Origin of the sequence: Candidatus Rhabdochlamydia sp. T3358 (assembly GCF_901000775.1) — a bacterium.
Classification (GTDB): domain Bacteria; phylum Chlamydiota; class Chlamydiia; order Chlamydiales; family Rhabdochlamydiaceae; genus Rhabdochlamydia.
This window is the reverse complement of sequence record NZ_CAAJGQ010000017.1, coordinates 16,688-35,957: the sequence shown is the minus strand read 5'-3', so window position 1 is coordinate 35,957 and position 19,270 is coordinate 16,688. Positions and strand designations below refer to the sequence as shown.

At 36.2% G+C, this 19,270-nt stretch carries 20 protein-coding genes; 12 read left to right on the top strand and 8 right to left on the bottom strand.

Features of this window, described 5'->3' with window-relative positions; translation table 11 throughout:
• Positions 1-5 precede the first annotated feature (5 nt).
• The 8 genes from RHTP_RS05275 to RHTP_RS05240 all read left to right on the top strand — a co-directional run bounded on the left by RHTP_RS05275 (position 6) and on the right by RHTP_RS05240 (position 7,595).
• Positions 6-758 (top strand): Nif3-like dinuclear metal center hexameric protein, encoded by a 753-nt coding sequence (locus tag RHTP_RS05275; RefSeq protein ID WP_138107170.1) that lies wholly within the window; start codon positions 6-8, stop codon positions 756-758.
• Positions 759-847: 89 nt separating this feature from the next.
• Positions 848-1,153, top strand: coding sequence for a hypothetical protein (locus RHTP_RS05270; RefSeq protein WP_138107080.1), 306 nt, complete (start codon positions 848-850; stop codon positions 1,151-1,153).
• A 71-nt stretch (positions 1,154-1,224) separates the two neighbouring features.
• Positions 1,225-2,502: a tyrosine--tRNA ligase gene (gene tyrS, locus RHTP_RS05265; RefSeq protein ID WP_244609529.1), complete on the top strand. Its 1,278-nt coding sequence runs from the start codon at positions 1,225-1,227 to the stop codon at positions 2,500-2,502.
• A gap of 194 nt (positions 2,503-2,696) precedes the next feature.
• On the top strand, positions 2,697-3,044 hold the full coding sequence (locus tag RHTP_RS05260; protein ID WP_138107078.1) for an HU family DNA-binding protein: 348 nt from the start codon (positions 2,697-2,699) through the stop codon (positions 3,042-3,044).
• Between the two features lie 218 nt (positions 3,045-3,262).
• The gene (locus RHTP_RS05255; protein WP_244609528.1) at positions 3,263-4,243 is read left to right on the top strand and encodes a L,D-transpeptidase; all 981 of its coding nucleotides are present in this window, start codon (positions 3,263-3,265) and stop codon (positions 4,241-4,243) included.
• 15 nt (positions 4,244-4,258) lie between these two features.
• A complete protein-coding gene (locus RHTP_RS05250) occupies positions 4,259-5,230 on the top strand; it encodes an acetyl-CoA carboxylase carboxyltransferase subunit alpha (protein ID WP_138107077.1) in 972 nt (323 codons plus the stop codon).
• 22 nt (positions 5,231-5,252) lie between these two features.
• On the top strand, positions 5,253-7,172 hold the full coding sequence (locus RHTP_RS05245) for an ABC transporter ATP-binding protein (RefSeq protein ID WP_138107076.1): 1,920 nt from the start codon (positions 5,253-5,255) through the stop codon (positions 7,170-7,172).
• A 174-nt stretch (positions 7,173-7,346) separates the two neighbouring features.
• Entirely contained in the window at positions 7,347-7,595 is a 249-nt protein-coding gene (locus RHTP_RS05240) for a hypothetical protein (protein ID WP_138107075.1), read from the top strand.
• 87 nt (positions 7,596-7,682) lie between these two features.
• Here the strand turns inward: RHTP_RS05240 and RHTP_RS05235 are convergent, their stop codons facing one another.
• Both RHTP_RS05235 and RHTP_RS05230 read right to left on the bottom strand, forming a co-directional pair.
• A complete protein-coding gene (locus RHTP_RS05235) occupies positions 7,683-8,306 on the bottom strand; it encodes an MIP/aquaporin family protein (RefSeq protein ID WP_138107074.1) in 624 nt (207 codons plus the stop codon).
• A 94-nt stretch (positions 8,307-8,400) separates the two neighbouring features.
• Positions 8,401-9,111 (bottom strand): putative quorum-sensing-regulated virulence factor, encoded by a 711-nt coding sequence (locus RHTP_RS05230; protein WP_138107073.1) that lies wholly within the window; start codon positions 9,109-9,111, stop codon positions 8,401-8,403.
• A gap of 145 nt (positions 9,112-9,256) precedes the next feature.
• Here RHTP_RS05230 and RHTP_RS08810 point away from each other — a divergent pair, with 145 nt between their 5' ends.
• The 4 genes from RHTP_RS08810 to RHTP_RS05215 are packed head-to-tail and all read left to right on the top strand — an operon-like array spanning position 9,257 to position 12,711.
• Positions 9,257-9,406 (top strand): hypothetical protein, encoded by a 150-nt coding sequence (locus RHTP_RS08810; RefSeq protein WP_171005747.1) that lies wholly within the window; start codon positions 9,257-9,259, stop codon positions 9,404-9,406.
• Positions 9,407-9,462: 56 nt separating this feature from the next.
• Entirely contained in the window at positions 9,463-10,518 is a 1,056-nt protein-coding gene (pdhA, locus tag RHTP_RS05225) for a pyruvate dehydrogenase (acetyl-transferring) E1 component subunit alpha (RefSeq protein ID WP_138107072.1), read from the top strand.
• On the top strand, positions 10,515-11,495 hold the full coding sequence (locus RHTP_RS05220; protein ID WP_138107071.1) for a pyruvate dehydrogenase complex E1 component subunit beta: 981 nt from the start codon (positions 10,515-10,517) through the stop codon (positions 11,493-11,495). Before pdhA ends, RHTP_RS05220 begins: the two co-directional genes overlap by 4 nt.
• Positions 11,496-11,505: 10 nt before the next feature.
• Entirely contained in the window at positions 11,506-12,711 is a 1,206-nt protein-coding gene (locus RHTP_RS05215; RefSeq protein WP_138107070.1) for a dihydrolipoamide acetyltransferase family protein, read from the top strand.
• Here RHTP_RS05215 and RHTP_RS05210 read toward each other — a convergent pair.
• The 6 genes from RHTP_RS05210 to recR form a co-directional block, all read right to left on the bottom strand.
• Positions 12,706-13,632 carry a magnesium transporter CorA family protein gene (locus RHTP_RS05210; protein WP_138107069.1) on the bottom strand — a complete coding sequence of 309 codons (927 nt, stop codon included), beginning with the start codon at positions 13,630-13,632 and terminating at the stop codon, positions 12,706-12,708. The two genes, RHTP_RS05215 and RHTP_RS05210, sit on opposite strands and share 6 nt — an antisense overlap.
• 72 nt (positions 13,633-13,704) lie before the next feature.
• Entirely contained in the window at positions 13,705-14,193 is a 489-nt protein-coding gene (locus RHTP_RS05205) for a hypothetical protein (protein ID WP_138107068.1), read from the bottom strand.
• A gap of 295 nt (positions 14,194-14,488) precedes the next feature.
• Entirely contained in the window at positions 14,489-15,538 is a 1,050-nt protein-coding gene (gene lpxD / locus RHTP_RS05200) for a UDP-3-O-(3-hydroxymyristoyl)glucosamine N-acyltransferase (RefSeq protein ID WP_138107067.1), read from the bottom strand.
• A 75-nt stretch (positions 15,539-15,613) separates the two neighbouring features.
• Positions 15,614-16,171, bottom strand: coding sequence for an OmpH/Skp family outer membrane protein (locus tag RHTP_RS05195; protein WP_138107066.1), 558 nt, complete (start codon positions 16,169-16,171; stop codon positions 15,614-15,616).
• A 15-nt stretch (positions 16,172-16,186) separates the two neighbouring features.
• Positions 16,187-18,556: an outer membrane protein assembly factor BamA gene (gene bamA / locus RHTP_RS05190; protein ID WP_138107065.1), complete on the bottom strand. Its 2,370-nt coding sequence runs from the start codon at positions 18,554-18,556 to the stop codon at positions 16,187-16,189.
• Positions 18,557-18,650: 94 nt separating this feature from the next.
• Positions 18,651-19,247: a recombination mediator RecR gene (gene recR, locus RHTP_RS05185; protein WP_138107064.1), complete on the bottom strand. Its 597-nt coding sequence runs from the start codon at positions 19,245-19,247 to the stop codon at positions 18,651-18,653.
• Positions 19,248-19,270 lie beyond the last annotated feature (23 nt).

Below are 19,270 nucleotides of genomic sequence, written 5' to 3'. Positions count from 1 at the left end.
TAATGATTACCTTACAAGATTTATTACAATACCTCAATCAGCTTTTACAACCTGAGTTGTTTTCAGATGTGTGTCCAAATGGTCTGCAGGTGGAGGGTAAAAAGACGATCTCTCGTATTGCCTTTGCTGTGTCAGCTAGTCTAGCAACTATTAAACAGGCGATAGCGATAAAAGCAGATGCTCTTGTTGTACATCATGGGATTTTTTGGGACAAAACTTCTTGTGTTCTTTTGGGTCCTAAAAAACAAAAGTTTCAGCTTTTATTAGAAAATGAAATTTCTTTGCTGGCTTATCATTTACCACTAGATGCAAACCAAACAGTTGGTAATAATTGGAAAGCAGCTCATGATTTAAGTTTAACAAACTTAAAAGCATTTGGGTTGCTAGGTACAAATAAGATTGGAGTAAAGGCTCAAATTAAGCCGACTCTAATAGAGGATTTTCAAATAAAACTAGAAGCGTATTATGAGCATGTAGCACATGCAGCATTAGGAGGTAAAAAACAAATATCTTCTGTTGCCATTGTGTCTGGAGGAGCTCATTGGATGATAGAACAAGCTATTCAAGAAGAGATGGATTGCTTTATTACAGGCAGTTTTGATGAACCAATCTGGGATTTAGCTCATGAAAATGGGATTCATTTTCTTGCTTTGGGTCATTTTTCTACGGAAAAAGTGGGCATACAATCTTTAAAACAAATCACAACTAAACATTTTGATGTTCCTACCCATTTTATCAATCTTTTTAATCCATTTTAGATATTGTTAAGTAAAAAATTGATTTTATGTCTATTTTACTTTATTATGCGAACATTGGCTTAATTTAAGATAATAGATAGGAGCTTTGGATGAAACCCGGACACGAAAAAGAAATTGCGGAAGAAAGTTTAAAAACAAAAAAAGTAAGAGAAAAATTAAAAAAACATCTAGAATCTTTTGACCAAAAAGTCACAGCTCCTGCTCTTAAAAAGAAGTTAATTGAAATTCATAGATGGATTGAAAGACACGCCTCTCAGAGAGTTGTTCTAAAAGAAAAAAGCATATCTTTGTTTGATGAAAACCGCAATGCTGCGGAATTTAGTCAGCGAGTTGGCATTCTAGTAGAAAAGTTGAAACAAGATATGCAAGTGATCTACAATAAAGATCATTCTTAAATACATTCAAAAGTTGATGAAAAATTCCTCTTAATTTACCATAGAGGCTTATATTTCATTACAAGATCTCCATGATTATAGAGCATTTGCAAAATCGCGGTTTATTAGAAGCTACCACTAGTGATGAGCTAGCAAATCTTCTTAAAAAGCCTACCAAAGTATATTTAGGATTTGATCCAACAGCCGATAGCTTACATATTGGTAATTTAGTCGGTATTGTCGTTTTACGCTGGTTTCAAAAGTTTGGCCACACTCCCGTTGTTATTTTAGGAGGGGCTACTGCACGAATTGGGGATCCTTCAGGCAAGAGTGTAGAACGTCCCTTACTCGATACTCAGACAATTGCCACTAATGTGAGTTCTATCACTAAGCATTTTGAACAAGTGCTTGATTTTTCTGATTCTTCTACACGCCCCCTTATTCTCAATAATGATCAATGGCTTAAAGAATATCCATTCATTGATTTCCTGCAAGACGTAGGAAGGCATTTTCGCTTAGGGGTTATGCTAGCTAAAGATAGTGTGAAAACCCGCCTTTCTTCTGAAGAGGGGATAAGTTTTACCGAATTTAGCTATCAATTGCTGCAGGCTTATGATTTTTATCGTTTGTATACTGATCATAATGTGCTGGTGCAGTTAGGAGGTAGCGATCAATGGGGTAATATTACAGCTGGTATCGATTTTGTACGCAAAAAGATAAGCACACAGGTATTTGGATATACTTTTCCTTTGCTTACTCGCAATGATGGCAGAAAATTTGGTAAAACAGAACAGGGAACTATTTGGCTTTCTAAAGATAAATGTTCTGCTTATCAATTTTATCAGTATTTCTATCGAATTCAAGATACGGAAGTTATTCGTTTAATGCGCATGCTTACTTTTATGGAGTTAGAAGAGATTGCAGAATACGAGCAAGCCATAAAAAGCTCAGAGTATGTTCCCAATACAGCGCAAAAGCGTTTAGCAGAAGAGATGACTCAGCTGATTCATGGAAATGCAGGACTACAAATTGCTCAAAAGGTTACGCAGTGCTTAGCTCCTGGTGGTAAAGCAATTTTAGAATTTGATGTATTAAAAGAAATTTCAGCTAATGATATGCCCATTGAATATTTAGAACAGTCTGAGTTAATGGGTCAAAAATATATAGATATTTCTGTAAAAATAGGTCTTGTTTCTAGTAAAAGTGAAGCAGCAAGGCTTATTAGTAATAATGGCGCATATCTCAATAATCAAAAAGTTCATGATATTCATTTTTTAATTGAACCAGGGATGGCAATTGAAGATCAGTTTTTAGTCTTCGGCTCTGGTAAAAGAAAAAAAATATTAGTTTCTATTAAAAAAATAGTTTAAAGACAAACTACGTTTTCCACTCTCTTTGTTAAGAGATGTCGATTTTTTTTTATAAAAAACAACTTGATTGAAAATCAAGACGATACAACAATGAGCCTAGTGAATGTAAATAGATAAATATCTCTTTTCTTTTGAGATAAGAAAAAGAAGTATTTTGAAAATGCTTATATTTAGAAACAAGGAGAGCAAGGTTTATGGCAACAATTACTAAAAAAAAGTTGATTCAGATGATTTCTAGGCATCGAGGACTGCACCCTAATGATGTACGTAATGTGATTCAATCATTTTTAGATAAAACAACGGATTATCTCTCTGAAGGAAATCGCCTGGAATTGCGCGATTTTGGGGTTTTTGAAGTAGTAGAGCGGAAGCAGAAAATTGGTCGTAATCCTAAAAATGCAGCTGTTCCTATTATCATTCCTGCTAGATTGGCAGTAAAATTTACCCCAGGTAAGAAGATGCGTAAGCTAATGGAAAAGAAAAGAAAACTAACCACAGCCACAGAACACCAATCTGTATATAAAAATGTGCCGATTAGTTAAGTCAAATCAAGTTGCATTTCTTGTTGTTAAATAGTTGAAATGCAACTTTTTATCTCTATATAACGGGGTGTTCTCTATTCATTATTTTATTCTAATTTAATCTGAAATAGTTTATAATCTTTACTATCTTGATTGGGATTAATCGATATTTTGTTAAAATTAAATATATTATGAATTTAACCCTTATCATCTAATCCTTAAATGAGGAGAGGCTACATTTGGCTATTGGAAGAATTCTACTGATTGGTTCAACTGCTTTGTTTTCTATGATAGCAATTACAGCTCTAATCAAACAAAGTAGAGCTCATGATAAAAAAACAAGCGGCCAAATAGAGAAAAAACCAGCTCCTCCTGTGATTGTGCAACAAAAAACAGAAGTGAAAAGTACTAAGCCGCTTTCACTCAATGGAGATTTACCTTGTATAGATCGGATTTATCAGCTCTTTTCTAAAAATCCAGCTTCTCAATTTCCGATTGTCGAGACGATTTCTTATAGCAGCTCTGTTTCTTGGTTAGCAGGTAGGCCTGCTTGGTTAAATGATTACGCCGACTACTATCAAACCTCTTCTTCTTTTATTCTACGTAGCCTAGGTACAAAAGGGGAGTATTCTTCACAAAGAAGGATAGTAGAAGGAAACCGTTTTAATGTATTTCGTAGAGATAAAAAAGTTGAATTTTATCTACTTGTAGATGTTTCTCTTTGCAAAATGGGTTTTTATTATTTTGATGTAGGAACTAATGAGAGGGTATTATTAAAAACATATTCCATTGGTTTAGGCAAATTGGATACAAGTAAACCCTCTGGCAGTTTAACGCCTCTGGGTAAGTATCTTCTGGGAAAGCGGATTGCTACCTATCAATTAGAAAGCAAAGGGGTTTACCAGAATAAAACAGTAGAAATGATTACAGTATTTGGCACTCATTGGATCCCTTTTGAGCAAGAAGTAGAGAGAGCCTCGGAATCTGCTAAAGGCTATGGATTACAAGGCTCTCCCTGGGTCGCTGATCCTAGCGGGCAGCTTGTAGAGGATTTGACGTGTATTGGAGGCTATAGCAGCAATGGATGCATTCGATTAGCCTCAAAAGATATAGAGGAGCTTTTTTTAATAGTGACTACCAAACCAACATTTATTGAAATTGTTAAAGATTTTAAAGAAGCTATCCTGCCTGGTGTAGAAGTAGCAGCACCTTCGCGTTAAAAAAAGGAAAACATTATGTTAGCCCATGAAAAGCAGATTGTGGAATACGAAAAGACAATCTCTCAATTAAAAGAGCAGAATAAAAAAGATAGTACTTTGTGGACAAAGGACGAAATAGAGAATTTAGAAGCAAAGCTAGAAAAATTAAAAAAAAATATATGCTCTCAATTAACCCCTTGGGAAAGAGTCACCATCAGTCGTCATCCTAAAAGACCTAAAGCAAATGACTATATTCGCAGTCTAACGGAAAAATTTATTGAATTACATGGAGATAGGACATTTGGGGATGATCCTGCAATCATATGTGGATTGGCGAAAATAGACGGTATAAATTTTATGGTGATTGCACAAGAAAAGGGCCATGATACAGAAAGTCGTTTGCACCGCAATTTTGGAATGCCTCATCCGGAAGGATATCGCAAAGCTTTAAGATGTATGCGTGTTGCTGCTAAGTTTCATTTGCCTATCTTATGTTTAATCGATACTCCAGGGGCTTATCCAGGTCTTGCTGCAGAAGAAAGAGGTCAAGGATGGGCGATTGCACAGAATCTTTTTGAAATGAGCCGACTTCCTACTCCAATTATTGCTATTTTAATTGGAGAAGGGTGTTCTGGTGGAGCTCTTGGAATTGGAGTGGCCGATGTAATAGGAATGTTAGAGCATTCTTATTATTCCGTAATTTCTCCAGAAGCAGGTTCTTCTATTCTTTGGAAAGATACCAATCAAAATGAAACCGCAGCTAAAGCCTTAAGAATGCATGTAGAAGATTTATTGAAATTCAAGATTGTAGATGCCAAAATTGAAGAGCCTTTAGGTGGTGCTCATCACGATCCATCTTTTATCTATGCTCAAGTTAAAAGATATATTCTTGAGCAATATAATAGGCTAACACATATAGATCCGGATGTTCTTATTGAACAACGCTATCAAAAATATCGACAAATTGGTAAGTTCTTGGTTGAAGATATGGGGTTACCTCAAGAGTAATCCTTAGATTCAAGGAATTACCATGAAACTACTTTTACATGCTGCTTTAAGAAGCCGTCGTCATCTATATTTATTTATCATCACTTTCTTTACACTGCTTTGCCTAACAATTTCTAGTCAAATGGAGATGTTTGCTCTAGGCGTATTATCAAATAATGGAGCAGACTTTTTTACTTTATTTTCTAAAGAAAACAGTCGAGATGTAGTCTCTTTAGAACACGTGCAAGAGAAATGGGATCTGATTGACAAAGATCATACGGGGCGTATCACAAAACAACAAGCAACTTCTTTTATTGCACAAAAAAGCGAAGGTAATCCATTAAGCTGGATGCTTGCTAAAGTGAAACAAAAACTGAGTCTTTCTCATAACATTAAAGCTTTGATTCTAGTCTTGGTTGCTGTTGCTATCTTTAAAGCAATTTGGCTTTTTGCAAGTCGTTATACTACACAATTACTTGCCATTCGCGTCAGTAGGGATTTACGGCAGCAGTACTTTGAGCATATTCAGTCCTTGCCGATGAGTTTTTATCAACAGCATAATATTGGCAGTCTCTCTGCTCGAGTCGTTGGTGATGCAGGGCAGATAGCTACTTCCATTAATTCTTGGCTAACTAACTACCTGCAAACGCCCTTTACCATTGTTACTTGTTTGTCCATGTGCTTTTATCTTTCCTGGCGCTTATCTCTTGTCATCTTTTTTGGAGTGCCTTTAATTATTATTCCCATTGTGTTTTTAGCTCGTAGAGTTAAGAGGGTTTCTCGCCAACTGCAAAAAAACCAAGAGAGTTTTGCTAATATATTAATCGAATTTTTAGCTGGCATACAGACAATTAAGATTTTTTCTATGGAAGGGTTTTCCTTGAAAAAATATAAGCAGCAAAATGAGCGTATGGCTGTTTTAGAAAGTAAAACAGCTAAATATGGTCTTTTGACTCGTCCCATTTTACACGCAATTACTACCTTGTGTTTAGCTTGTGTTGTTTTATTTGGTCTTTATACAATTGGAATGAGTTTATCGCAGTTGATCGTGTTCTGTGGTATGCTTCAACTTGTATATGAACCTGTTAAAAAGTTTGCTGATGAAAATGGAAATATCCAGCGCGGGATTGTAGCTGCTGAGAGAATGTTTGAAGTCTTAGATATTAAGCCCGATATTCAAGACCATCCAGATGCAACTGAACTTACAGGATTTTTTGATTCGATAGAATTCGATAAAGTATGGTTTCGTTATCAAGGAGATTGGATCTTAAAAGACCTCTCCTTTACTGTCCGCAAGGGAGAAACAGTGGCTATTATTGGCCCTACAGGAGCTGGTAAATCAACGATTGTACAATTAATGCCTCGTCTTTACGATATTCAGCAAGGAGAGGTCCGTATTGATGGAAAGCCTTTAAAAACCTATACGCAAAAATCCTTGCGTGAACATATTGCTTTTGTTTCTCAAAAGCCCTTTTTATTTTGTGATACAATTAGTGCTAATATTGCTTTTGGACGCCCCTTTACTAGCCAAGAAATCGAAGAAGCAGCTAAAAAAGCGCATGCTGAAGAGTTTATAGTGCGCTTGCCTAATCAATATCAGGCAATGCTTGCAGAATCAGGGCAAAATCTCTCTGGAGGGCAACAACAGCGCCTAGCTATTGCAAGAGCTCTTGTTAAAAAAGCACCTATTCTCATTTTAGATGAAGCAACATCTTCGCTCGATTCCATTAGCGAAATGCACATTAAAGATGCGATTATCAGCTTAAAAGGGGAGATTACTCAGATTATCATTGCACACCGCCTTTCTACGATTGAGCATGCAGATAAGATTATTTATCTCTCCCAAGGAGCTAAAATTGCTGAAGGAACCAAAGAGCAGTTATTAGAGAATTGTCCTGAGTTCCGAAGAATGTGGGAGGTTCATTATAACCTAGAAAAAACTCCAGAAGAATCGCTATCTTAATTTTCCCGCGCATAAATTAAAATTTTATTTTGAGTAAAAATCCTATAAAGATTACAGTTCCAGGCTAGAAATTTTTCTCTTAACAGAGATAAAAACACCCTATGAATATGAATGGGGAAAATTCAAGGGAATATCTATCGAACAATAATTTTTATAATGAAGTGAGAAAAAAATATGACAATTACAACTGTAACTAGTAGCAACTTTCATTCATCAAGCTGTTCTCCTCAGACTCCAGATTGCAGAACTAAGATGGTATCAGTAACCTATCGCTGCTCAAAATGCAGTGAACGATGTCTTAACTGTCTAAAAAATCAAGGAACTCTACCTTATTATGTGCAAGGTTGCGATGCAGCCCGCCGAGTTGCAAGAGGATCTTTATCTTGTAGGTGTACTGGCTCTCAAGGCAGGTGTATTGAATAGTCAAAACTAGCTATTTTGTAAAAAAACGGGCTTAAAGCATATTATTGCTTTAAGCCTATCTAAAAAGAACTTCAGAAAATAAACTTCTTACTTTTCAGAGTGTGCTGCTTTAAATACAAGAGCAGCGCATATTCCACCAATTAGATTAGCGAATAAAAACACCCAAAAATTTGCCCAGAAACTCATGTCTAACATGGTGATCCCTAGAGCAACAGCAGGGTTAAATGCACCACCTGAGATCGGTCCAACAGCATAAGCTCCTGCAAGAACTGTAAAGCCAATAGCAAAGCCATAATAGGAATTGCCCTTTGTTGCTTTTGAATAAGCGGTATTTAAGACAACATAGCAAAGTGCAAAGGTGAAAATGAATTCTGCTAAAAAAGCCTTCCATACATCAAAGTGTATAGGAAATGCTTGAGAAGTGCCTTTTAAATACATAACAATCCATGCAGCTATGACAGCTCCGATGATTTGTACTAACCAATAGGCGCCTAAATCTTTTACTGATAGTTTTCCGCGTACATATACAGATAAAGAGATGGCTGGGTTATAATGACCGCCTGATACATGGGCACCAGCAAAAACCATAACAGCAAGAACAGAACCAATAGCTAAGGGAGCTAAAAGCCCAGCGCTGCCTGGGTTAAGTACTGTCAAACCAACAGTAAGAACTAAGAAAAAAGTTCCTATTAACTCATAAATATACTTCATGTTTCCTCTCAAAATTTACTTTAAAATCTATAGTTTGTTTTTTACATATTTTATAGATTTTTTTAAAGAATGTTTTACTTAAGAGGAAAATAAATTAAGTGCTTGTAAAAGTTAAAACTCCTAATTTTTCAAAACTTTGCTTTAATTCCTTATTTTCCGATTTATCAAAAGCTCCGCTAGATGCCAGCCATGTGACATAATTACGTGGAACCTCTTCTAGAGGCTTTCCTTGATGTTTGCCAAATGGCATGCGAGATACAACTTGAGGTTTAGAAAGAAGTTGCAATACCGTTTGAATCGGTAAATCATCAATCATAACGCTAAAAACTTGATGGAGTATAGTCACATCATCAAGAGCTCTATGTGCTTGATTAGCAGAAAAACCATAGGTTTCTCTTAAAAACTGTAGAGAATGTCTAGGGAGATCATTGCGATACTTACGTGACCATTTAAGGGTGTCGATATATTGAAAAAAAGGAAGGGGAACTTCTGCTCGTCTAAATTCCGCTTCTAAAAACAATTGATCAAAGGCATCATTATTATGAGCAATTAATACGGTATTATCAGGGCAAAATTGCATGAATTTTTCTGCAATTATTTTAAAACTAGGAGCATCTTTTACCATTTCATCGGTAATATGATGGATAGCACTGGCTTCCTTTGGAATAGGGCATTCTGGGTTGATTAACTCTACAAAGGAGCGATCTTCTAGGGGGTCATAAGCTGCAATTTCAATGATTCGATCTTTAGCAGATTTTACTCCAGTTGTTTCTGTGTCATAGTAAATAGGTCGTAATTTTTTCATAAACCCTCTGTTTTTAACGGATTATAGATTACAAAATTAAATTGATCTATCATTTTATCATAAAAAGAAGAAGGGCTAGATTCTTAGCTTTTCAATTTTTATCATATATAGTATCCTGATTGTCAATAAATTAGGAGTTATCATTATGCGCTTATTAAGTGTAATTTTTGGGATCATTTGGCTTTCTGGTTGTTACCAAATACGTGGCGATGAGGATTTGCGTACAGTGCCAGTAACAAACAACCCCACTATTGTACCAAATAAAGGTGGTTTCCCTCCTTTTCCTTCAATGTGATTGATTTATTTATTTTAATTGCGCTAGTTTAAGTTTTAATGAAAAAAAAATCGACTATGAAAAAGCAAACTGTAATTACGTACAATTTTTTTCCAAGTAATTTAGAAAAAGAGATTGCCTTAATTGGTAAGGACAAACTTCTTTTTGTACTCGAGCAAATGCTATTGATACGCAATTTTGAAACACGAGCTGAAGGAGCTTACCTGCAAGGTAAAATTGGTGGCTTCTTTCATTCTTATATTGGTCAAGAAGCCGTTCAAACAGCTGCTATTTTTGCCATGGGGAAAGATCAGTGGTGGGCCACTTCTTATCGTTGTCATGCCTTGGCCCTATTATTAGGGGCTACGCCCAACGAACTAATGGCAGAGTTATTAGGTCGTAGTAATGGTAATGCAAAGGGGCGTGGTGGTTCAATGCATTTTTTTACAGAGCAGCTTTTAGGGGGATTTGGAATTGTAGGAGGACAAATCCCTATTTCAACGGGTGCTGCTTTTAGCATTAAATATAAACAAAAAAATGCTTTAAAAGAGTCCAAGCAAGTTTCTGTGTGTTTTTTGGGAGAGGGAGCAGTAGCTCAGGGCTCTTTTCATGAATCACTGAACTTAGCCTCTTTGTGGGATCTTCCTTGTATATATGTGATTGAAAATAATCATTGGGGTATGGGAACCCATGTAGCACGAGCTCTTTGTTTAGAACCGATTGCAGAGACAAAGGCACCGAGTTTTAACATGAAAGGGTATACTTTAGATGGCATGGATTTTTTTAACTGCTATGCAGGTTTTTCTGCAGCATTTGAAGAGGTCAAAAAAACATCTCGTCCTGTTTTAATTGAGGTGATTACGGAAAGATTTAAAGGGCATTCCATTTCAGATCCTGCTTTGTATCGCAGTAAAGATGAATTAAAAAATAATATGCAAAAAGATCCTATCTTGTTGTTAATGCAAGTTATGCAAAAAGCAAACATGATCACAGAGAGCGAATATCAAGCTCTTAATCAAAAACAGAAAGAAATAGCAATAGATGCTTTAAAATATGCGGATCAAAGTCCTTGGCCCGATCCAGCAACACTAGAGCAAGATGTATTTGCTCCATTAGAAGAGAGTAACACATGAGCACTCAACTAACGGAAATGAGAGAAGCGTTGCGGCAAGCTCTTGATGAAGAGATGCAGAGAGACCCACGTGTTTTTATTATAGGGGAGGAAGTAGCAGAATATAACGGGGCTTATAAAGTGACTAAAGGGATGTTAGAAAAATGGGGCCCTGACCGAGTGATAGATACTCCTATTGCAGAGCTTGGCTTTTCTGGGCTTGCTATCGGATCTGCCATGACAGGATTAAAACCTGTGGTTGAGTTTATGAGCTTTAATTTCTCTTTTGTAGCTTTTGATCAAATCATATCTAATGCCATCAAAATGTATTATATGTCAGGCAGTAGATTTTCTGTGCCGATTGTTTTTCGTGGCCCCAATGGAGCAGCAGCACAGGTTTCTTCACAGCATTCGCATTGTGTAGAGGCTCTATATGCTAATTTTCCTGGATTGATTGTCATTGCTCCTAGCAATCCTTATGATGCAAAAGGTCTTTTGAAATCAGCCATTCGTCAGAACAATCCCGTGCTCTTCTTAGAAAACGAGCTTTCCTATGGGGATAAAATGGAAATCCCCACAGAAGAGTACTTAGTGCCGATTGGAAAAGCACACATTGTTAGAGAAGGGAATCATGTCACATTAATATCACATAGCCGAATGGTTTTACTTTGTGAGGAGGCTGCAAAAGAGATGCAAGCCCAAGGAATTCAAGTGGAACTCATCGATTTGAGAACCATTAAGCCCCTTGATATCGATACCATTGCAAATTCTGTACGTAAAACCCATTTCTGTGTTCTTGTAGAAGAAGGGCATATATTTGGGGGAATTTCTGCAGAAGTGGGCTTTCAGATTATAGAGCATTGTTTTGATGATCTCGATGCTCCTCTTATAAGGGTTGCTCAAAAAGAAACACCTATGCCTTATTCTAAGGTATTGGAAAAGCAGACTATGCCCACTAAAGAGCAGATTATCGAAGCGGTGCAAAGAGTTTTAGCTTAAAGGAGTATCTATGCCATTTACTGTAACCATGCCAAAATTATCTCCTACAATGGAAGAAGGAAATATTGTAAAATGGCTTAAGAAAGAAGGCACACACATTAAAGCAGGAGATGCTTTTATCGAAATAGCAACAGATAAATCTACAGTAGAGCATGCTGCTTTAGATGAAGGGTGGTTGCGCAAGATTTTGATTCAAGAAGGGCCAGCACAGGTAAATCAAGCAATCGCCATTTTCACCGAACAAGAAAATGAAAGCATAGAAGGATATCAGCCAGAAGGAATTTCTGTTACGCCAGAATCAGCTCCTCAAGAACATAAAAAACAACCAGATTCAAATGTAGAAAAGCCTTCGTTAGAGCCTACAACTAGAATAAAAGCATCTCCTTTAGCTCGCAAGGTTGCAAAAAAACAAGGATTGAATTTAAATCTTGTTAAAGGTTCAGGTCCAAAAGGTAGAATTATGAGTCGAGATCTTGTTTTTGCAGCATCAAGTGCTACTATGAAGCAACAAGAGCTTCCTAAAAGAGCTGCTGGAGAGTTTGAAGAAGAGACTTTATCTCCCATGCGTAAAGTGATTGCCCAGCGTCTGCAAGATGCAAAAAGCTTAATTCCTCACTTTTATTGCGCACAAGAAGTGCAAATGGATAAAATCGTCTCTCTAAGAGAAGAGCTAATTTCTTTAGGTATTAAGCTGTCTTTTAACGATTTCATCCTGCGTGCTACTGCTTTAGCCTTAAGAGAGCATCCTCATGTAAATTCTGGGTTTAATTCTGAATCTCGTACAATCATGCGTTTTAAAACCATTGATATAGCAATAGCTGTAAGCATACCTGATGGGTTAATCACACCAATTGTTCGCTTAGCTGATTATAAAAATCTGCAAGAGCTTTCTAAAGAGGTGAAATCACTGGCTATAAAAGCGCAGGCGAATAAGTTAAAAAGGGAAGAGTATGAAGGTGGCTCATTTACCATTTCCAATTTAGGGATGTATGGCGTTTCAGAATTTGTAGCGATCATTAATCCACCTCAAGCTGCTATTTTAGCTGTAGGAGCGATTGAAGAAAAACCCATTGTAGTAGATAAAAAAATAGTAGTAGGCAAGACAGTAAAACTTAACCTATCCGCTGATCATCGAGTATTAGATGGAGTGGATGCAGCTAAGTTTTTAAAAACGCTACAAAAGTATTTAGAAGCGCCCTCTATACTTCTTCTATAACCACATCTTGCGCTTAAAAAACCATAGAAAAAGTAAACTAAATCCAAAAATCAAAGATAAAATAATAGCAAAAGCATGCATGTTATCCGCAAAAGGCAGGGCTATGTTCATTCCGTAAACGCTGCTTACAATAGTGGGGATGTTAAAGATAATAGTTAATGCCGTTAGCAGCTTAATTGTTTTGTGTAAATTATTTGTGAAAATGATCTGATAAGAATCTCTTAAACTTCTAATACTTTTTAAAGCAATCTCACAAATGGTTTCTGATTGTTTTAAAGAATGGAATACATCTTCTAAAAGAGCTTGGTCTTTATCTTGCAGGGGAATGTATTTTCCAGAAGGAAGTTCTTTCAATACCAATTCCATCGGCTCTAGACTAGAGAGGTATTGATTCAGAATTTCTTCCTGACGAGTTAATATAGTGATATCCTCACTGTCTACACTGATGATTTCCTTTTCCTGCATTAAGACGTAATAACGCACTTTTCTGATCTGCATCGTGAATTCTTGAATCACCCGCATACATAAATGAATAACTAATTTAGAGCGTTGTGTTGTAGCAAATGTATTTGGTTTATTCAAAAAACCTCGCAATATACCATTTTTTTGAGGGCTAATGGTAATAAAATAGCAAGGGGTGACAATCATGGTTAGAGTTTCTGTATATAAACCCACAGCATTGTCTAGTTCAATAGGACAACGAGAAAAAATCAGTACATTATTTTTAATATGATCAATACGAGGAATTTCATAACGATCAAGACTGTCTTGAAGATCGCTATATTCTAATCCAATCAACTGACCTACTTGATCTAAATCAGCAGCTAATGCTTCTTCCAAATGAATCCAGCAGCCATCTTTAGCAGAGGGAATCGGAATAAAAGATTCGTCTTTTGCTGTTTTAAAGAAGTATTCGATCATTTTTCCATAGCTTTGTCTATTTAGTTTAAGCTATGGCAAAATATAGAATTTAAGTGCAATACTAAAAAAGACTTAATGGGTATTGATAAGCATTTCTAATGTTGTCTTACCAGTATATGCAGTTCCCCAAGATTGATTCCCTAAAGAGTACCCAAACCATTCTGTTCGAGTTATGGATTGACTAGGATCTTTTTTATTATATACAGAGAAGTCTTTTGATGCTTCTTTCGGAGAATATACGGCAAAAAAACTGTAATACAAGCTATTATCTTGTTCATATAGAACATCTACTCGTTTTTCTACTTCTGCGTGGTTTTCCATATACCTATAATAAAGAGCAGATACAAATACAATAAGTGCTTTTGCAAGACTTTCAATGGCAGAAGCAACAGCCCATAATCTACAAAAGACTTGGATAGAAGGATTCTTTGCTATTTGTTGAGGGCTCAATTTATTGTGGTAGTGAAAATACCAACGCTCAAAAGCTACTTGGCCTCGTAAAGCTCCTCCAGCTTGAGCAAAAGAACTTACTGCACTTACAAATCTATTTAAACTTTCCATAAGTTTCCCTTCTTTTAAAGGGATTAAAAAGGATATTTTACATAAGTTTATTATAAAAAACAATATAAACTTTTTTTAAGTAACTATTCATGTTTAAAAATGCAAATACTTTAAAAAATCAAGATGAAAGCTAGAATACTTAATGATAAATATGTAAAACAATATTTATTAATTATATTACATAACACTGACTTAAGCCTTCATACAGTGTCTGAGCATTCTGATACTCGTTTCTTTAAAACTTAAAAGAGCATTTTGATTTAGTAAGGAGTTTTTTTAGAAAAAAATCACTTGTTTAGCTTTTTAAAGCTGCTTTTTCTAAGTCTTCAACTCTTTTTTTTAGTTCTTCGATTTGCGCTAAGTACTTTGGAATATTTCTCACCCGTGCTTGTTCTCTGTTGTATTTGGGAAGAGGTATGACAGGGCTGCCTCCGTATTTGCCTGGTTTGTCAATGGATTTACTAACTCCACCGCGGGTAGCAATCATGACATTACTGGCAATTTCCACATGACCTACAACGCCTACTTGTCCACCAAACATGACATTTTCACCTGTTTTTACAGAGCCAGCAATCCCTGTTTGAGATACAACGATATTATGAGATCCAAGGCTTACGTTATGGGCGATCTGAACGAGGTTATCAATTTTTGTTCCTTTACCGATTCTAGTTGCTTTAAAACGAGCTCGATCGATTGTGGTATTAGCACCTATTTCTACGTCATCTTCGATGATAACAGAACCGAGCTGCTCTAATTTAGAATGTTGGCCGTTTTGATCTGTCGTGTATCCAAAACCACAGGAACCAATGACAACTCCTGGTTGTAGAATGACGCGATTACCAAGGATGGTTTTCTCTCGAATGGTTACGTGAGAATAGATAGTGCACTCTTCTCCAAGGCAGCTATTAGGACCAATAAAAGTGAAGGGGTAAATGATGCAACCGTTACCAATTTTTGTATTTTTATCAATTACAACAGAAGGGCCTATTTGTACGTTTTGACCAATTTCTGCGCTTTCGTGAATAATTGCACTGGGATGGATTCCTTTAAAACCAGAACTGTTTTGAGGGAGTAAGAGAATTTTTATAATTTTTTGAAAGGTAATGGAAGGATTATCAGATAGAAGAAAATTTTTCCCTTCTTCTACAGGAAAAGTACTTTCTATACAGATTACTCCTGCTTTAGACTGGCTTACTGATGTGCGATAACGAGGGTTAGCTAAAAAGGAAGCATCTTCAGAACCCGCATTTTCTAGGGAGTCAACGTTATTAATGAGGTGATTTGGATTGCCTACTAAAGTTGATTCTGTAAGCGCAGCAATTTCTTGTAGAGTAAATTTTTTCATATGATTGATGGGCATTTATTTAGATGGATAAATGCCCAGCTCCTTTTCGTTTTTAATTCTTTATACACAAATGAACTATTTTACCACTTCATGCTTTGGTTCATTAGGAGTTTTTTTTTGTGCCTGCGCTATTTGATCGAATTTTTCATCTAATTTTTTAACCACTGTGTTGGTTATATCTAATTCTTTAGGATAATAGTGACACGCATCGCTTTTTAAAATGACACAATCATCTTTCATTTCTTCTAGAGCTTTGTCAATATTGCTTTGTAGCTTTTGGCCAATCTGCATTTCTTTTTGATAGAGAATTTGCTGGCATTCTTCGTACATACCCTTTAACTCTTGACTCAATCTAGCATAATCATCTTTTGTACGTTGTTCTGCTTCCGGGCTCATGCTATCTAAAATGGTTGGATCGCTTAACTTTTTAACAACTTCTTCGAGTTCTTTGCTTTTTTCTTCCATTAAAGTTGCTTTTTGATTTTTAAGACTTTCGAAGGCTTCTTGCTCTTGCTTGCCCAGCTTAGAGTTCATAAAACAGTCTCTAGTATTTACTACTTTGTATTCAGCAGCCATTAAAGATGTACTAAGAGCTGTAAAAAACAATACGGTCGAAATAAATGGATTCTTCATAAGATATACTCCTTGTTAAAATTGTCCACCCATAGAAAAGAAAAATCTACGCACTTCACTGCGTCCTGAGGGATTGATTGGGAAACCCATTCCTAAAGTAATAGGAACTCTGTTTGCTATCTCAATACGTGCTCCAAAACCGGCACTAAATTTAAAGTCTTTAACATACCAGCGTTTTAATCCAATGCTTCCTGCATCTACAAAAATAAATCCATCTATAAAGGGGAGGATTTTATGTAAATATTCAAGAGATAATACAGTAGAGGAAATACCACCAGTTGGATCTCCGTTAGAAAAATGTTCTCCTAGATCAAAGTCACGGTAACCACGCACAGAGTTAATTCCTCCAATAAAGAAACGCTCTCCTAAAGGAATCTGCGTGGGTTGACTTGTTCTGCCAACGGGCTCAATAAAATTAAAATCAAAACGAGATTTAAAAGTCCCACATTTCCAAAGAGGTATATAGTAGCTATTTAAGTAAGCAAAGCGCCAAAAATAAAAATCTCCTCCTAAACCAGCAAACTCTGTTTCTAAGCGTGAGCGAAACCCTTTATGTGGTTTAAAAGGGTTATCAGTAGAATCAAAAGTAAGAGATGGTCCAAATCCTGATACAATCCCTTGTTGATTCGCTTGCTCTCTTTCTAAAGGAGTAGCGCTTTGTGTTATATGTGTTCTGGAATTATTGAAGCGATATTTCAGCCCAAAAGTCCAGAAATTATTAAGGGGATAAGAAGCGTGTAAATCAAAACCTAGTTTTTGAATATCATACTTTTTGGAAGTTAATTCGCTATAGGTATTAAATACATCAAAACCTACTCTCCATAAACTATCGCAAAAGTAAGGGTTTAACCAGGAGAGTGTGTAGGCTTGTTGTTTTTTTCCAAAGCTTAGACGAAGATGCGCATATTCGCCTCCTCCTCTTAGGGCTGCAGGGCCTTCTGAGAAAAGCCTTGCAAAGCCTTTAATATTAAAGTTTGCTTCAGAAAAATCTAATCCGCCAAAAATGCTTTCTGCACTACTAAATCCTACAAATAAGCTAGCATGGCCGGTTTTGGTTTCTTTCACTTCAATGTAAATATCTCGGTAGTTTTCGCCAAATTGTTCTTCATCTTCTGTGCGAACTGCATATACATTTACGCTTTCAAAATAGCCCACATTTTGCAGCCTAGCTTCTGTAGCTTGCAGCTTTGCTGTATCAAAAGTTTCGCCTGGTATGAGAAGTGATTCGCGCAAGATGACATGGGTTTGTGTAGCCATATTTCCATATATCCGAATCATACCAATGCGATATTGCTTTCCCTCATCAATATGAAAAGAGATATTAAAAGCTGTATCGGCTACGCATGGTTGAGCTTCAGCTTGAACATTTGCTTCTAAATATCCTTTGCGTCCGTATAAGTCTTTAATTGCTTGCAAGGTTTTTCGTAATTTTTCAGGCGAGTATACATCGCCTTCATGGATGAGAAAAAGCTTTTCAATTTCTTCGTTAGAAAATAATTCATTACCTTCAAATTGAATAGCATTAAAATGAAAAACAGGTCCTTTTTCTGTAGAAATAATCAGAAGAATTTTCCCTTCTATTTCAGCTTCATGAATTTGTATGTCAACCTTTGCATCCGCATATCCTAAGTTTTGCAGATAATTGACAATGGTTAGACGGTCTTGCTCTAAGCCCTCTTCATGGTAGGTCCCTTTGCCTGTTAGCCAGCTAAGCAGATTATACTTTTTTGTGTAGATCATTCCCAATAATTCACTTGTTTCTTCTTTTGAGAAACCTTGAAAGACAATGTCTTCAATTCGACCTGATCTGCCCTCGTGAACTTCAATATTAATGGAGACTTCATTTGTTTTTGGGTGCGGCACAGTTATGTATTGAAGCTGTGATTCAAAATAACCTTTTTTAACGTAGTATTCCTTAACTTTATTAAAAGATTTGTTAAAAGATTGTCGATTAAAAACAGTATTAGGCTTAAGGCCTAATTCTTTTTGCAGAGCTGTGGTTTTAATTTTTTTATTTCCATTCCATGTAATAGAGCGAACTTTAGGTCTTGGCCACATTTTTAATGTGATATATACTTGTTGGTCTTGAACTTGTATGGAAGGTTCTACACGATCGTATTCTGCAACAAGTGTTTTTAAGTCCGCGTCAAAATCTGCTTGAGAAAAAATATTCCCCACTTTGCTTTTGAGCTTAGAAAGCACAACTTGAGGATTAAAAGAGGTATTTGTGCTCAAGTCCTCTACTTGTAAATCAATGTCAGCAATACGACATTCTTCAAACATCACTGTTGAAGAAGAAGTAAAAGCTAACGACAAGGATGAGAGACTAGTGAAAGCGATTAAAGAGAGATATGTGGCAAGCTGTTTGATCATTTGATATTTCATCCGATGGCGTGTTTTATTCTAAGAGCGATACAAATGGATTGATTATAAGAAAATTGCTGGAATTTTTGCAAACTACTAACTTTTATTGATTTTTTTAAAAAGAGTGTCTTCCTGTAAAAGATCTTGCAAGAGTGCCTCCATCGACAAAATCTAAACAGCTTCCTATAGGTAATCCAAAAGCTAAACGAGAAATGTGCACATCGCTTGCTAGCTGTTCTTTTATGTATAAAGCCGTAGCTTCCCCTTCTAAGGTAGAATCTAAAGCTATAATTACTTCTTTAACCAAGTGGTTTTTTACTCTTTGTTTAATCTTTTCCATGGGTAAGCAATCTACATTTTTCCCTTCAATGGGGGAGAGTAATGACCCTAATACATGATATAACCCTTGGTACATCCCCATTTCTTCTAGGGCATAAGCGTCTTTTACAGAGGCAATTAAACAAAGCTGAGACGTATTGCGATTGGGTAAATGACAAAAATGACAGTAGTTTTCCTCTGCTAAGCAAGAGCATTCGGGACAAAAGGCAACCTTTTGATTTAACTCAGAAAGAGTAGCAGAAAAATGTAGCACATCTTCTAAAGGCCAATTAAATACTTGAAAAGCAAACCTCTCAGCTGTCCTATTGCCTACGCCTGGAAACTTTTTAAATAAATGAATTAGCTGCTGAAGGTGCTTAGGGTATTTAAGCATTTTTTTAATTTTTTTGGTTAATT

Coding starts and splice junctions, on each gene's coding strand:
- RHTP_RS05270 (WP_138107080.1), top strand. CDS start 848: ATGAAACCCGGACACGAAAAAGAAATTGCGGAAGAAAGTTTAAAAACA.
- tyrS (WP_244609529.1), top strand. CDS start 1,225: ATGATTATAGAGCATTTGCAAAATCGCGGTTTATTAGAAGCTACCACT.
- RHTP_RS05260 (WP_138107078.1), top strand. CDS start 2,697: ATGGCAACAATTACTAAAAAAAAGTTGATTCAGATGATTTCTAGGCAT.
- RHTP_RS05250 (WP_138107077.1), top strand. CDS start 4,259: ATGTTAGCCCATGAAAAGCAGATTGTGGAATACGAAAAGACAATCTCT.
- RHTP_RS05245 (WP_138107076.1), top strand. CDS start 5,253: ATGAAACTACTTTTACATGCTGCTTTAAGAAGCCGTCGTCATCTATAT.
- RHTP_RS05240 (WP_138107075.1), top strand. CDS start 7,347: ATGACAATTACAACTGTAACTAGTAGCAACTTTCATTCATCAAGCTGT.
- RHTP_RS05235 (WP_138107074.1), bottom strand. CDS start 8,306: ATGAAGTATATTTATGAGTTAATAGGAACTTTTTTCTTAGTTCTTACT.
- RHTP_RS05230 (WP_138107073.1), bottom strand. CDS start 9,111: ATGAAAAAATTACGACCTATTTACTATGACACAGAAACAACTGGAGTA.
- RHTP_RS08810 (WP_171005747.1), top strand. CDS start 9,257: ATGCGCTTATTAAGTGTAATTTTTGGGATCATTTGGCTTTCTGGTTGT.
- pdhA (WP_138107072.1), top strand. CDS start 9,463: ATGAAAAAGCAAACTGTAATTACGTACAATTTTTTTCCAAGTAATTTA.
- RHTP_RS05220 (WP_138107071.1), top strand. CDS start 10,515: ATGAGCACTCAACTAACGGAAATGAGAGAAGCGTTGCGGCAAGCTCTT.
- RHTP_RS05215 (WP_138107070.1), top strand. CDS start 11,506: ATGCCATTTACTGTAACCATGCCAAAATTATCTCCTACAATGGAAGAA.
- RHTP_RS05210 (WP_138107069.1), bottom strand. CDS start 13,632: ATGATCGAATACTTCTTTAAAACAGCAAAAGACGAATCTTTTATTCCG.
- RHTP_RS05205 (WP_138107068.1), bottom strand. CDS start 14,193: ATGGAAAGTTTAAATAGATTTGTAAGTGCAGTAAGTTCTTTTGCTCAA.
- lpxD (WP_138107067.1), bottom strand. CDS start 15,538: ATGAAAAAATTTACTCTACAAGAAATTGCTGCGCTTACAGAATCAACT.
- RHTP_RS05195 (WP_138107066.1), bottom strand. CDS start 16,171: ATGAAGAATCCATTTATTTCGACCGTATTGTTTTTTACAGCTCTTAGT.
- bamA (WP_138107065.1), bottom strand. CDS start 18,556: ATGAAATATCAAATGATCAAACAGCTTGCCACATATCTCTCTTTAATC.
- recR (WP_138107064.1), bottom strand. CDS start 19,247: ATGCTTAAATACCCTAAGCACCTTCAGCAGCTAATTCATTTATTTAAA.